General features: G+C 51.2%; 16 protein-coding genes. 12 read left to right on the top strand and 4 right to left on the bottom strand.

The features are described from left to right. Both P1P89_13600 and P1P89_13605 read left to right on the top strand, forming a co-directional pair. Nucleotides 1-325 (top strand): BadF/BadG/BcrA/BcrD ATPase family protein (locus tag P1P89_13600; protein MDF1592545.1); only part of this gene is annotated, 325 nt, incomplete at its 5' end. 17 nt (nt 326-342) lie between these two features. Then, nucleotides 343-1,257: an MBL fold metallo-hydrolase gene (locus tag P1P89_13605; protein MDF1592546.1), complete on the top strand. Its 915-nt coding sequence runs from the start codon at nt 343-345 to the stop codon at nt 1,255-1,257. 170 nt (nt 1,258-1,427) lie between these two features. Here P1P89_13605 and P1P89_13610 read toward each other — a convergent pair whose 3' ends face one another. Together P1P89_13610 and P1P89_13615 are read right to left on the bottom strand one after the other, a co-directional pair. Beyond that, nucleotides 1,428-2,285: a HesA/MoeB/ThiF family protein gene (locus P1P89_13610; protein ID MDF1592547.1), complete on the bottom strand. Its 858-nt coding sequence runs from the start codon at nt 2,283-2,285 to the stop codon at nt 1,428-1,430. A 2-nt stretch (nt 2,286-2,287) separates the two neighbouring features. Next, nucleotides 2,288-2,521 (bottom strand): MoaD/ThiS family protein, encoded by a 234-nt coding sequence (locus P1P89_13615; GenBank protein ID MDF1592548.1) that lies wholly within the window; start codon nt 2,519-2,521, stop codon nt 2,288-2,290. A 140-nt stretch (nt 2,522-2,661) separates the two neighbouring features. Between P1P89_13615 and P1P89_13620 the strand changes: the two genes are divergently transcribed. From P1P89_13620 to P1P89_13640, 5 genes are all read left to right on the top strand, one after another. Next, a complete protein-coding gene (locus tag P1P89_13620) occupies nt 2,662-3,612 on the top strand; it encodes an SDR family oxidoreductase (protein ID MDF1592549.1) in 951 nt (316 codons plus the stop codon). 4 nt (nt 3,613-3,616) lie between these two features. Continuing rightward, nucleotides 3,617-4,654, top strand: coding sequence for an NAD-dependent epimerase (locus P1P89_13625; GenBank protein MDF1592550.1), 1,038 nt, complete (start codon nt 3,617-3,619; stop codon nt 4,652-4,654). Next, nucleotides 4,655-5,956 (top strand): UDP-glucose/GDP-mannose dehydrogenase family protein, encoded by a 1,302-nt coding sequence (locus P1P89_13630; GenBank protein ID MDF1592551.1) that lies wholly within the window; start codon nt 4,655-4,657, stop codon nt 5,954-5,956. A gap of 88 nt (nt 5,957-6,044) precedes the next feature. Beyond that, the gene (locus P1P89_13635; GenBank protein MDF1592552.1) at nt 6,045-6,659 is read left to right on the top strand and encodes a DUF502 domain-containing protein; all 615 of its coding nucleotides are present in this window, start codon (nt 6,045-6,047) and stop codon (nt 6,657-6,659) included. A 281-nt stretch (nt 6,660-6,940) separates the two neighbouring features. Beyond that, nucleotides 6,941-7,240, top strand: a complete 300-nt coding sequence (locus tag P1P89_13640) for an antibiotic biosynthesis monooxygenase (protein ID MDF1592553.1) — start codon at nt 6,941-6,943, stop codon at nt 7,238-7,240. Nucleotides 7,241-7,381: 141 nt separating this feature from the next. On the opposite strand, the gene P1P89_13645 is transcribed toward P1P89_13640, so the two are convergent. Further along, nucleotides 7,382-8,329: a hypothetical protein gene (locus tag P1P89_13645; protein ID MDF1592554.1), complete on the bottom strand. Its 948-nt coding sequence runs from the start codon at nt 8,327-8,329 to the stop codon at nt 7,382-7,384. 347 nt (nt 8,330-8,676) lie between these two features. Between P1P89_13645 and P1P89_13650 the strand changes: the two genes are divergently transcribed. Together P1P89_13650 and P1P89_13655 are read left to right on the top strand one after the other, a co-directional pair. After that, nucleotides 8,677-8,895 (top strand): universal stress protein, encoded by a 219-nt coding sequence (locus P1P89_13650; GenBank protein MDF1592555.1) that lies wholly within the window; start codon nt 8,677-8,679, stop codon nt 8,893-8,895. 18 nt (nt 8,896-8,913) lie between these two features. Next, entirely contained in the window at nt 8,914-9,174 is a 261-nt protein-coding gene (locus P1P89_13655; GenBank protein ID MDF1592556.1) for a hypothetical protein, read from the top strand. Between the two features lie 20 nt (nt 9,175-9,194). Here the strand turns inward: P1P89_13655 and P1P89_13660 are convergent, their stop codons facing one another. Next, a complete protein-coding gene (locus P1P89_13660; GenBank protein MDF1592557.1) occupies nt 9,195-9,983 on the bottom strand; it encodes an HAD-IIB family hydrolase in 789 nt (262 codons plus the stop codon). A gap of 276 nt (nt 9,984-10,259) precedes the next feature. Between P1P89_13660 and P1P89_13665 the strand changes: the two genes are divergently transcribed. From P1P89_13665 to P1P89_13675, 3 genes are all read left to right on the top strand, one after another. After that, complete coding sequence (locus P1P89_13665) at nt 10,260-11,684, top strand: NAD(P)/FAD-dependent oxidoreductase (protein MDF1592558.1); 1,425 nt, start codon at nt 10,260-10,262, stop codon at nt 11,682-11,684. A gap of 492 nt (nt 11,685-12,176) precedes the next feature. Next, complete coding sequence (locus tag P1P89_13670) at nt 12,177-13,460, top strand: FAD-dependent oxidoreductase (GenBank protein MDF1592559.1); 1,284 nt, start codon at nt 12,177-12,179, stop codon at nt 13,458-13,460. After that, nucleotides 13,453-13,836 (top strand): DUF1667 domain-containing protein, encoded by a 384-nt coding sequence (locus tag P1P89_13675; GenBank protein ID MDF1592560.1) that lies wholly within the window; start codon nt 13,453-13,455, stop codon nt 13,834-13,836. Before P1P89_13670 ends, P1P89_13675 begins: the two co-directional genes overlap by 8 nt. Nucleotides 13,837-13,977: the final 141 nt, after the last annotated feature.

Consider the following 13,977-nt stretch of genomic DNA (forward strand, 5'->3'; position numbering starts at 1 on the left):
CCCGATGTCGCTCACCGCCGAAGCCCCTGCCGTCATCAGCAGCCTGTGCACCGTGTTTGCCGAATCCGAGGTCATCTCGCTGATTTCAAAAGGCGCCCGGCGACAGGATATCATCGCCGGAATCCACACGGCCATTGCGGCAAGGGTCGTTGCCATGGCCGGCCGCATCGGACTCACGCCGCCGGTCATGATGACCGGCGGTGTCGCTAAAAACATCGGCGTCGTCAAAGCCATTGAGGCCAAAATCGGCAGCCCTGTCGCCGTGTCGCCCAAAGCGCAACTGACCGGCGCCATCGGCGCGGCCCTGATTGCTGCAAAAAATTAATCGGAAAGGATCTTACAATGGTCATTGATCAGCCGGGCAAGGTTAACGATAAAATCGTTCTGCTGGGCCGCAAAGAGTCCTGTGTGTATCTTCTCAAAGGCCGGAATGAGTACGCCCTGCTGGGCGGCGGCATGGTCAGCATCGTACCGGACGTGCTGGAACAGCTTGACAAATTCAATATCGATGAAAAAAAGATCCGGCGAATGATCATCCTGCACGCTCACTTTGATCATTGCGGCATTGTCCCCTTTTTTAAAAAGCGCTGGCCCTGGGCCACTGTCACGGCCTCGGCCCGGGCCAAAGAACTGCTGTCTTCCCCCAAGATCATTCAGTCCGTCGCGTTTCTGAACCAGATGCTGCTGGCACGGGACGGGCTTCAAAAAGTCGCCGGGGAGATGGGTCTTGACTTCAACGGCATAGCGGTCGAATCGGTGGTTGCCGGCGGCGCTGTCTTGCGCTGCGATGATTTGTCTCTGGAGATTATCGACGTTCCCGGTCATTCCTCCTGTTCCATAGCCGTATTCGTGAAAGAGCAAAAAGCGCTGTTTGCTTCGGATGCCGGCGGGATTCCGGCCGGCGACTGGATCTTTACCGCCGCCAACTCCAATTTCGATCTGTACCAGGAAAGTCTGCGCAAGATGGCCGGCTATGATTTGGACATTTACCTGGCGGAACATTTCGGCGCCCTGACCGGCACGGATGCAGGCGGTTTTCTGCAGCGCTCCATGGATGCTGCCGTACAGACCCGCTCGCTGCTGGAAGATTCCTATGCCCGCACCGGAAATGCTGAACAGAGCGCCGCCGAAATCACCGGACTGCTCATGGAAAAATTCCCGGAAAAGCTCTTGCCGAAAGAAATTATCGCCCTGGTGGTAGGGCAGATGTTTAATTTTATTGCCAAACAGGCTGGCAAAGCAGCGGCTTCGAGTTAGCAAAGACAGGAAGATTGTCAAAACGTAAGGTAAGTTGTCCGTGGTCCGTAGTATGTGGATAGCATTTCTACTGACAACGGACAACAGGCAAAACACAGAGAAAATCGAGAGGTCATGAGGTTTGGGCGCCCTTACCTGAACTCTTGAATCCTCAGCTCCTACAGATTACCTCACCTCAGCTTCAGCACTTCCATTGTGTTATCCATGAGATCGACAACCAGCAGCCTGTTTCTCAGGAGGGATCCCCTTTTGAGCAGCACCTTCACAACCTCGGATGTTTCCAGGGCGGAAAGGATGGTGACACACTGGGGCAGTGTCCCCAGGCTGGCTTCAGCGCCTTTTTCGGGGATACGGTCTCTTTTACCGTAAATCAGTTTCAGGCCCGGATCTTCCGGGAAAATGGTGGTCACGTGTCCCGCCACCCCGGCGATGGCCGCCGATACCAGCGGAATGCCGGCCGTTTTGCAGGCCTCTTCCAGAATAAAGCGAAATTTCAGACTGTCCAGACAGTCCACCACCACATCGGAACCGGCTAATAGCCCGGCGGCATTGTCCGCATCCAGGAATTCAATATGCGCCTCCACAACTACGGACGCGTTAACGGACTGAACCCGGTCGGCAGCCGCATCCACCTTTGGCGTTGCGAGCCCCTCTTGCGTGCTCATGAACTGACGGTTTAGATTGCTGTCCTCGAACGTATCCCCGTCCATCAGGTTAAGGTTGCCGACGCCGATGCGGGCTAAAATTTCCGTCACACCACCCCCCAGTCCCCCCAGACCGACCACACTGACCCGTGATTGCAGCAGCACGGCCTGGTCCTGTAGTGAAAATGTTCGCAGGTTGCGGGCATATCGCTCGGGAACGATCCCGGCCTGAAGCGCTTCTATTTCAACCCGGTGTCCGCTGATGTTATATTTACCGGCCAGCAAGGCCACCGCTTCAACGGACAGGCTGATGTAAGGGGTATTATCACGAAACTGTTTGGGGATGGCGTTGGAGCGAATTTCACTGACAAGGCCGTTTTCCATTTTTATCCTCCCCCGATGGGAGGAAAGATGCCGACGCGCTCGCCTCCCCTGAGGGTCGAGTCTAAATCGCCCTTGACGTTGTTGATGAATACGAGCCGGACCTTTTTAGCGGAAACCCGAATGTCTTCAAGCAACCGCCTGACGGTTATCCCGGCCTCAATCGGAAAATTGTCGGCCCCAGGCGGGGTAAATGCGCTCAGGTCGGCAAACAACTTAATCTGGATATGGGTTTTCATTTGATGAAAGCCTCCGGTTCGTGCAAAATCCGGGTGTTAATCAGTGAAATCAAGTATTGAGAAATTCTCCCCAATGATATAGAAGTCATTTTAAGTAAGCGTTCTATGGAAGTCAAGCGGTTGATTGAGAATTGCATAACATGAATCTTAATTTCAAAAACACACTGGTTACCGGCGGAGCCGGATTTATCGGATCGCACCTGGTGGAAGCGTTGGTGGATGCAGGCTGCAGCGTAACGGTTATTGACAACCTTTCAACCGGCCGTTTATCCAACCTCGCGGCCGTCCGGGACCGGATTACATTTTACCAGGGGGACTTCCGTGATCCCGGACTTTTAAAACAGGCTGTTACCGGCTGCGACGTTCTCTTTCATCTGGCGGCAATCGTTTCGGTTCCATGGACGGTGGAAAACCCCGTTGATTCCGCGGCAGTCAATGAAATGGGAACCCTGCAGGTCTTGGAAACCGCCCGCCGACACCACGTCCGGCGCTTTATCGGCGCCAGTTCCTGTGCGGTTTACGGCGACGGCGCCCGCAACCCCAAACAGGAAAACATGCCCCCCAATCCCCTGAGCCCTTACGCAATCCAGAAGCTTGTGGGCGAGCAGTATAGCAGGCTTTACAGTGAACTGTACGGCATGGAAACCCTGTTTCTGCGCTATTTTAACGTCTATGGCCCGCGCCAGGACCCGTCGTCTCCCTATTCCGGCGTCATTTCCATATTTATAGACCGGGCCATCGCAGATGAGTCGCCGGTCATCTATGGCGACGGCCTGCAGTATCGCGACTTTGTCTATGTAAAGGATGTGGTTCAGGCAAACCTGCTGGCAGCCGCCGCTAAAACGGCCGGCGGTCATGTGTTCAACATCGGAACCGGAGAATTTATCCGTATCCGAGAACTGTGGCAGATCATTGGCACGCTGGCCGAAACATCATCCCAACCGGTTTTTAGACCGCAACGGCCCGGTGAAATCCTGGAATCAGTCGCCGACATCGATCGCGCCCGCTGCGAGCTTGGTTTTAAACCGGCCCATTCGTTGAAAAAGGGCCTTCAAATCACTTTGGAATGGTATCGCCGACAAAAGAGATAACAAAATGAAATTTACATTCAAAAATGTACTTGTCACCGGCACCGCCGGTTTTATCGGTTTTCACCTTTCCCAGCGACTGCTGAAGGACGGTTATCACGTCATCGGCATGGACAACCTGAACCCCTACTACGATGTCAATCTCAAGAAAGACCGGCTCAACCTGCTGACCCCCCATCAAAACTTTTCCTTTCACCGGATCGACCTTGCCGATAAAAACAGCCTGGAAGGTTTGTTTAGACAGGAGCCGTTTGATGTGGTCGTCAACCTGGCCGCACAAGCCGGGGTCAGATATTCCCTGACCCATCCGAATGCCTATTCGGAATCCAACCTGACGGGATTCATCAACCTGCTGGAGTGCTGTCGTCACAACCGCATTCAACATCTGCTGTTTGCATCATCCAGTTCGGTTTACGGGGCCAATACCGGAATGCCGTTTTCCGTGCATCACAATGTGGATCATCCCATATCCATCTACGCCGCAACCAAAAAGGCCAACGAGCTCATGGCCCACAGTTACAGCCATCTGTTCGGGCTGCCCTGCACCGGTCTCAGATTTTTCACCGTTTATGGCCCCTGGGGACGGCCGGACATGGCCCTGTTTCTCTTTACCCGCGCGATTTTAGAGGGCAGGCCCATTCAGGTTTTTAATCACGGCAACATGCAGCGGGACTTTACCTATATCGACGATATTGTCGAAGGGGTCGTCCGGATAATGGCCCGATTGCCCCAGCCCGATCCCGACTGGAATGGCGACCGCCCGGACCCGGGCAGCTCTTATGCCCCCTACAAGATTTATAATATCGGCAACAACAACCCGGTCCGGCTGACCGATTTTATCAGCGCCATTGAAAAAAAACTCGGCAAAAAAGCTGAAAAGAAGTTTCTGGACATGCAGCCGGGCGATGTGCCGGCAACTTATGCCGATATTGATGATTTGGTCGACGCGGTGGATTTTAAACCCGACACTTCGCTTGAAGCCGGCATCAGCGCATTCGTCTCCTGGTATCAGGCGTATTATGGACATGACAGAAAGGAAAACTAAATGAAACTGGCAATCATGGGAACCGGTTATGTCGGTATCGTTACCGGCACCGGACTGGCGAACCTGGGTAACGATATCATCTGCGTAGACGTCGACGCTGAAAAAATTGACCGCCTGGCCGGCGGCAGTCTGACCATCTACGAACCCGGACTGGAGGAAATCTTTAGGAGACACCTCAAGGGCGGCCGCCTTAAATTCACCACCGATACCGCTTCGGCCATTCAGAAATCGGATCTCGTTTTTATTTGTGTGGGCACCCCCAGCAATCATCTGCAGGAGGCGGACCTGACCGGCGTCAGAGAAGTTGCCGCAGCCATCGGCCGCCACATGAACGCTTATAAAGTGATTGTCAACAAAAGCACGGTTCCGGTAGGAACCGCCGACCTTGTCCGCGAGATTGTCAGAGAGAACCAGACTGAAAAAATCCCGTTTGACGTGGTTTCCAACCCGGAATTTCTGAGGGAGGGCGTAGCGGTCAAGGACTTTGAAAACCCGGACCGGATCATCTTCGGAACCGACAGCGACAAGGCCCGGGAAATCATGTCCTCACTTTACCGTTCGGTCGCCCGGACCGACCGCCCCATAATGGTTACCGATATCCGCAGCGCTGAAATCATCAAATATGCCAGCAACGCCATGCTGGCGACCCGCATCAGCTTTATGAATCAGCTTTCCCTTCTGTGTGAAAAAACCGGAGCGGACATCAAAGCCGTATCCCGGGGACTGGGTCTAGACAGCCGCATCGGCCCGAGATTCCTTTATGCCGGTCTGGGTTTCGGCGGCAGCTGTCTGCCCAAGGACGTCAAAGCGCTCATTGCCACCCTGAAGCAGCACGGCTGCGATGCCGATTTGTTTGAAGCGGTCCACCAAATCAATGAACGCCAGAAAACCGTGGTGGTGGAAAAGCTCAAATCCGTACTGGACATCAGCGGCAGCCGTGTGGCCGTCTGGGGTCTTTCCTTTAAGCCCAAAACAGACGATATCCGTGATGCCCCCTCATTGAAAATCATTGCAGAGTTGCAGCGCCTGGGAGCTTCCATCCATGCCTTTGACCCCATCGCAATCCCCAATGCCAAAAAGGTCTTAAAAGATGTCCGTTTTTTTGATGATCCCTATGAAACCGTTCGGGACTGTGACGCCCTGATTCTCGTCACCGAATGGGATGAGTTCCGGAATCTGGATATGCAGACCATTAAGGACCTTTTAAAAAAGCCGATTGTTGTCGACGGACGCAATATTTACGATCCCGTGGAAATGAAAAAGTTGGGGTTTACTTACCTGAGCATCGGCAGGCGCTGTTGATTTTAAAACTTTAATATGAAACTATGGGTTCGTTGTTATTGCGGCTGGTCCCAATCGTTCTAAAAGTGAGTATTGAACCATGAGCAGAATGAATAAATTTTTTAAAACTTCTTTAATCGGCGGAATTGCCGTTATTCTGCCCATCACCATTTTATTTCTGATTTTCAAGTGGATCTTTAATTTCTTTCTTCGGATTATTCAACCCCTTACCAGTCTCGTGGTTGCCAGATCCCATTTTCAGGAACTTGCCGCAGACGTGATTGTATTGGGCATTATACTATCCACCTGTTTCATTGTCGGTGCCGTCGTTAAAACAAAAATAGGGCGCTTTATTCATGAGCATATAGACATGCGTCTTTCAAAGCTTATACCCGGCTACCACACAATCAAGCTGACGGTCACCCAGTTTTTCGATAGAGATTCGACCCCTTTTTCCTCGGTGGCGCTGGTTCGGGCTTTTAATGATGAAAGCCTCATGACTGCCTTTATCACCGACACCCACCCGGACGGCAGCTACACCGTGTTTGTTCCGTGCGGCCCCAATCCGACGACCGGCTATATTCTGCATATGAAGAAGGAATATGTTCACCCGGTGCCGATATCGGTGGAAGAGGCTCTCAGATCCGTCATCAGCTGCGGGGCGGGATCAAAACCGATTCTGGCGGCTTTTCACAGAAAAATTAAAGACGACATAATCAATTAAAATATCCCTTCGGGGTTGACTTTTCCACAGCACTTCTCTATTGTATCAAGTATCTCTTCTGGTACCAGCCTGAATTTCCGCCGTTTCTATTCTTCTGCTATCACCAAATCTACTGATTTTCTGTGATGAACGCTCTTATTTTGTTATAGCGGTTGTCAAAAAAACATCCCGTTATCCCACCGTTTTTTTACAACCGCTTATACCGCAATTCATTGTTTCGGAACTTTATTATGGAAAGCGGTATAAAAGTATCATTTAACAAACAAAGAAAGGAGATCATCATGGCAGTCAAGGTTTTAATTAAAAGAAAATTTAAAAAAGCCGATGTGGTCGAAATTTCCAAAGCCATTCGTGAAGCGCGTCTTGGGGCCATGGAACAGGAGGGGTATATTTCCTCTGAAACCATGTGGGACCAAGATCATCCCAATAGGGTTGTGGTTGCCTCCCTGTGGCAATCCCTGGAAAGCTGGAACAACTGGAGAAACAGCCCGCAAAGAAAATCACTGGAGCAAAAATATAAGGATACGCTCGACGGCCCCATGGAATATGAATTCTATATATTAGGGATCTATCCGCATTAATGGAAACAATGTCATCGCAGGATATTTTTATCCTTTAAAACCCGCATCAGTTCAGGGCGGTTTTTAAGGCTTTTCTCGGAATAAATTTGGGAACATTTCTGTTACATACTCCTTTCCACAGGTGTGAATATCAGTTCCGTGCTATGATTTTAACGAAGGCAGCTGTTCCAAGTCCGGGAAACATCCCTGCGCCAAGTCCTGGGAGTAAAAAAATGAAACTGCTTTTGTCCCTGCCAGGGCCAGGCTCAGCAGGATTGCAGCCGGAACGCTCCCACTGAATCCGTGGTACATATCAACAACCGAAAGAATCAACAAAACGGCAAGAAGTAATTCCAGGATGGCGCCGGCAACACCATAAAGGGTGTTGTCCATATAGAAATACCCGCCTCCGGGAATTAGCAGCGCCATCTTTCCCGCCTTGGCAGCGGTCCAGAATCGTAGCCGGCATTTCGGACATGACGCACTGTTATTCGGAATGGCGGCACCGCATCGCGCACATAGGTAGGTCATGTTCGGCGATCCTTTCGGACTCCCTCCCAGGGCAAAGTTGACGACAATGGCCTGCAGTTTCCGGCGTTCTTTCCGCGCAATATAGGGAAATTGTTCGAACCCTCCGTTCGGGAACATAAAGACCAGGGATCGTCCGATGATTTGGATGCTTTTGCAGTTGGCGTATCGAATTTCCGCGACAGAATAGCGATAGCCATAAGTGAACGTAGTGGGGATATAGAGCACTCGCCGGTCTGTGAAAACAAAAAGCGCCCGCCGCTGGAAAACGGTCAGGTATCGAAGCAGGAAGCGTTCGAGCCTTGTCAGCGGTGCATAGCCGCTGGTGATGAGCGTGATCAGTTCACCCTCTTCGAGAAAGGAATTGATAAAAGGAATTTTGATCAGCAGCCGCCGTTGACGTTTTTCGACCTTTTTTTTGTAGATGCCCCTGTGATTGGAAAAAAGGATGTCACTGGCTACCGGTTTTCCAAAAATGCAAACCGGACCTCTGAACTGGTTTAGGGCGCTAATGGCCCGGGTTTCAGATTCGTTTTTTTTCTCTGCGCGGGCAGCCCTCGCCGACTTTGGGTTTTGATTCATATCGTTATCCGATTATAAAATATGATATTCAGGCAGGATTGCAATCCTATGGGAATTACAAGCAACGATCGTACCAAAAAAAATTATATTAATATATTTGTCTATATATCAGATGGTTAAAACATATAATTTCGTTTATACGTTACACGTTTTAGCGCCAAAAAGTATACTATTCTGAACACTTGTTGGCTTTTTTTGTAATTCCATTGAGTACTGCATTCGGGAAGCACTTTCAGAGTGACTCTTTGCTGAATTTTATCCACGCTTTACAAGCACCTTTAAATAGTTACTTTATAAATAGAATTTTGATTGAACTCAAAAAATTTAAAATAACTGGAGATAACACCATGAAAATAGAAAAAATACTTTGGCCGACGGATTTTTCAAAGAGCGCCGAAAAAGCCCTTCCCTATGTCCAATCCATAACGCAACAATATGGTGCGGAAATTCATGTTCTCTATGTCATTGAAGATATCGCCCATCATGAATCCTGGTATGGAGAATTTGACAGAAAACGGGTGACGGTATTTTCGATTTGGCGGCACACCCCGGGATCCTGGCCATAGAACCTAAAGGAGCAAACCATGATTGATAAAACCGCATTATGCGAAAAAATACGGGAGATATATCCGGATATCGGGGCCTGCGGCCTGGACATCAAAACAGCGTATGACGAGTCCCAAAAGGCCTGGGTGGTCTACTTAACAAAAGACAATCATCAATTAAAGACCTATCTTGAAGATGACGACGCTGAAAAATGCATGTTCGGCATGAAGTGTGTCGGTCTGGGCGTTGAAATCGCTCAGTTAAAAGGGAACATCGAACGGCTGCACTCGAACCGCTGATCACGATTCACTGCCGCGTCTTACGTCAGAAGCACATCTACCATTTCGGCAAACCCGTCCCCGCCGGCCTTGCGGGTTATCCATGCGGGGTCACAGGCCAGCCGGCCCTTAAAATGCATGACATTGGCAACACCGACGCTGTGGGGAAAATAAGAAAACAGGGGGGCGTCGTTGGGGGAGTCTCCGGTAAAAATAACCCTTTCTTTGATTTCATCGAGGGTTTGTTTGAACACCTCTTCGAATAGCATGCGGGTCATGGATAGCTTGTCATAGGTCCCGAACCAACCGTTGACGTGGATCGAACTTATCTTTGCCTGGGCGCCGGACTTTTCAAAAAGGCGCACAATATCTCTAACCGTTTTTTTCGGAAGCGGCGGCACATCCTCACAAAAATCGATTGCCAGGTCCGCCTCCCGATAGGCCTGATCAGACGCCACCCGGCAGCCGGGAATTTTTTTCAGAATTTCCTTTTTTATCTTTTCCAGTTTTTTCCGATCTTTTTTTCGATCCGCTTCGGATTTCCAATACCGCCGGATCATCGTCTTTAGGCGCCTATCATATCTGAAATAGAAAGCCCCATTTTCACCCACCAGCGCATCTATCGGCCAGAACCGCGCCATGTGATCACACCATCCGGCCGGCCGGCCGGTGACCGGGACGATGCGGACCCCAGCCTTTTGTAGACGCTCCATGGCGACAAAAACAACGGCCGGCAGACGGCCTTTTATCGTAAGGGTGTCGTCGATATCGGTCAGAATGTAGCGAATGCCCGTCTTGAAATTTTCAGGAAACTGCCTAAACGGTTCCATTAAGATCTCTTTGTCCCGATTTTTTCACGCCGGCAGCAGGGAGTTTCCGTCAACACGGAAACCAACATCAATTTAGGTTGCAGCCCGCAATTTTTTATTGAGAAATCAATTAAATAATAGTATTGTCAAGTAATTTTTCAGCTAATTACAACGCTCTGAACAGATTAGTCAAGCTTGAACTTGACCCCCTGAACACTGGGACCCCTTTATGACAATTTGTCAACAGATAAACGCCACACCAACTCGGCCTAAATCAATAGTTAATTCGGAAATACTATGACCTATGATGTCGCCATCATCGGAGGCGGGATAACCGGTTGCGCCATCGCGCGTGAACTTTCCCGCTATCGACTACGCATCGTCATAATTGAAAAACACGCTGAAGTCGGCTTCGGTTCTTCAAAGACCAACAGCGGCATCATCCATGCCGGACACCATAGTTCACCCTCCACGCTAAAAGGCAAGCTGGTTGTTCGCGGCAATGAAATGTTTGACACCCTGTGCAAGGAGCTAAATTTTGGGTTTCGGCGAATCGGTGAACTGGTTGTGGCCGGCGCCGAAGCGGAAATTCCGGAATTAGAACGATTGAAAAAACAGGGAGAAGCAAAAGGGGTTAAAGGGTTGGAAATATGGCCCCGGGAAAGGCTCCAGGCCGAGGAACCCAACCTTTCCCATACACTAACTGCTGCGCTGTTTGCGCCTTCGGCAGGTGTGGTCAATCCCTACGAACTAACCTTTGCGCTGTGCGAAAATGCCGTTCATAACGGTGTTGAACTGAAAGTAAACAGTCCGGTTGAGAAGATTTCCATTGAAAACAACGGACTCGTTCTCCATACCCCCCAGGAACACGTCAAATCCCGCTTTGTGGTGAACTGTGCCGGTGTTTTTGCGGATAAGATCGCTGAAATGGTCGGTTTAAAAGATTTCACCATCAAACCCCGCAAAGGTGAAGAATACCTGCTGGACAAACGACTCAAGGGGCTTGTCCGCAGACTCATATTCCCCATACCCAGTGAAAATACCAAGGGGATTCTGATTATTCCCACCTTTGACGGCACCATCATGGTCGGTCCCACCGCAGAGGACATCGAAGACCGCTACGATGTTTCCACCACTTACCCGGGCTCCGATCAGGTGTTCGGATTTATCAGCCGGATATGTCCCGCCATCAACGAACGGGATACCATTACTGAATTTGCAGGGCTGCGCGCCGTCAGCAATACCAATGATTTCATCATCGGACCGACCCGCATCAAAGGCTTTATCAATGTAGGCGGCATCCAATCCCCCGGGCTTACCTCGGCCCCTTCCATTGCCGAATATGTCCGTGATATCCTCATGAATGAAGGGCTGGTTTGCAGGGAAAAGGAAGACTTCAAGCCGCAACTGCCGGGCCCGCCGCGGTTCAGCACGTTAAGTGACGCGCAGCAACTCGACCTGGTTGAAAAAAATCCCCTCTTCGGCAGGGTGGTCTGCCGGTGTGAACTGGTGACGGAGGCCGAAGTTCAGATAGCCATTGACCACGGCGCCAGAACCCTGGACGGGATCAAATTCCGCAGCCGCACGGGAATGGGACGGTGCCAGGGCGGGTTCTGCACGACCCGCTGTATGGACATTCTGGCCAAACGATTGGAGCAGGAACTTCAAAAGGTTACCAAGCGCGGCGGAGACTCCTGGATCGTCAAAAAAATGGACAACTAGTGTCAATATTCGACTCCAGAAGGGATTTGCTTTGTTGGAATTTCATTCACTTATTGAAATTACAAGTTAACAACCACCCCTAAAAGGGGTGGCTTAAGGGTGACCCTAAAAGGGTCCACAATGTTGTATTTTCTGTCTCTCACAGAGATCGCTGAGAACACAGAGGGTTAAGATTTTTGGACAGAATCCTTGATCCCGCTATCTTTCGGGACAGGTATCCGGATTCTGTCCAAACCACCGCACTACGCGGTTCAGTTCGAATGTTACAACCATTGATCCAGTTATCATCATAAAGATGGCCCCGAAAGGGCTGATGCTTGATCTGATTCGCCCTCTCAGCGAATCAGATCATAAATAATTTCCTCTGTGCTCTCTGTGTGCTCAAGCGATCCCGCTTCTGCGGGAGAGCGGGTGAGAGAACAAGTAATTCTCATTCCCGCAAAGCATAGCTTGGACCATCAGCATAGCTGTAAGTTTAAGGTGTTAATTAATATGTTAGGACGCGTTGAAAAAAAATACGGGGTGGTGGTGGTCGGGGGCGGGCCTGCCGGACTTGGGGCGGCCCTGGGCGCCCGAGATTACGGTGAAGACAAGGTCTTAATCCTGGACCGCGAACCTGAAGCCGGCGGCATCCTGCTGCAATGCATCCACTCGGGGTTTGGCCTGCACTATTTTAAAGAGGAACTCACCGGGCCGGAGTATGCCCAGCGTTTCATCGAAAAGGTCATCGACCATGATGTGGATATCCTGCCCGCCAGCTATGTATCCAGGATCGCGGCAGACTCCGACGGCATTAAAAAAGTGCGCATCATCAATGAAAAGCGGGGCATCCTGACCGTCGAGGCCCAGGCGGTGGTTCTGGCCATGGGGTGTCGTGAACGCACCCGGGGTGCGGTCCGCATTCCCGGCACGCGTCCCTCCGGCATCCTCACGGCCGGCCTGGCCCAGAAATTCGTAAACCTGATGGGGTACCTGCCCGGCAAAAAAATTGCCATTTTAGGCTCCGGCGATATCGGGCTGATCATGGCACGGCGCCTGAGCCTTGAAGGCTGCGAGGTGGTCGGCGTTTTCGAGCTCATGCCCTATTCCAACGGGCTTTCCCGCAACGTGGTTCAATGCCTGAACGATTTTAATATACCGCTTCACCTGTCCAACACGGTTGCTGCCATTCATGGCCGTGACCGGGTCGAAAAAATTACGGTGGCGCCGGTGGGCAAGGACCTTAAACCGGATCTGGCCCGGGCCTGGGACGTCCCCTGCGATACGCTGCTGATATCCATCGGCCTGATTCCGGAAAACGAACTGACCCAGAACCTGGGAATCAGCCTGGATGTCGCCACCGGCGGCCCGCGGGTTTCCAGCACCCTGGAAACCAGCATGCCGGGGGTGTTTGCCTGCGGCAATGTGCTGCATGTGCACGACCTGGTTGATTTTGTCACCAACGAATCCCTGCTGGCCGGCCGGTTTGCGGCCGAACTGTCCCGGGGGGTCCGCCGGCCCGGTGACAATATCCAGTTGCTTCCCGGGGAAAATGTACGCTACTGTGTCCCCCACACCCTCAACCCAGGTCATAAGCATACCGTATACCTGCGCTGCAAGGCCCCCATGAAACCCTGTAAAATCCGGGTGGGCAATCTGATCGAAAAAAAGCTTCGCTTTGTTTTTCCGGCTGAAATGATCATGTTAAAGCTAAAGCCGGATCTGCTGGATAAATTCCACGGAGACAGCCTGCGGATTGATATTTTGCCCCTGGCAAAGGAAGAACGCAATGACTGAAGCCAAACAATACACCTGTATCGGCTGCCCCATCGGATGCCCCCTGCATCTCGAACATGATGGCAACACGATAAAAGAAGTATCCGGGTACGAATGCGACCGCGGCGCCAAGTATGCCCACCAGGAATTTATTGATCCGCGCCGGAGTTTGAGCACTACCGTTGCCATTTCCGGCGCCATGTGGCCGCGTCTGCCGATAAGGACTTGCAAGCCAATTCATAAGGATCAGGTCCTGGAAGCTGTGCGTAAAATCCAAGCCTTGAAGTTACAAGCGCCGGTTAAAATGGGTCAGGTGTTGATCAGGGACTTCATGGGTGAGAAGGGTATCGACGTAGTCGCCTGCCGCACCATGAAGCGGGCGGATGAATCATCTTGAACCGCAACAGCGAGCGCATTCCCCGTCCCGCCGGGGCGGGGCTGCGGGGTTAGCGAGCGAATCTAAAAATTAGATCAAAAATCCTTACGGTCGAAGATTCCCTGTCCCGCCAAGGCGGGACTGCAGGGTTCTTCAATTTTT

The organism is Desulfobacterales bacterium, from assembly GCA_029211065.1.
GTDB lineage: Bacteria > Desulfobacterota > Desulfobacteria > Desulfobacterales > JARGFK01 > JARGFK01.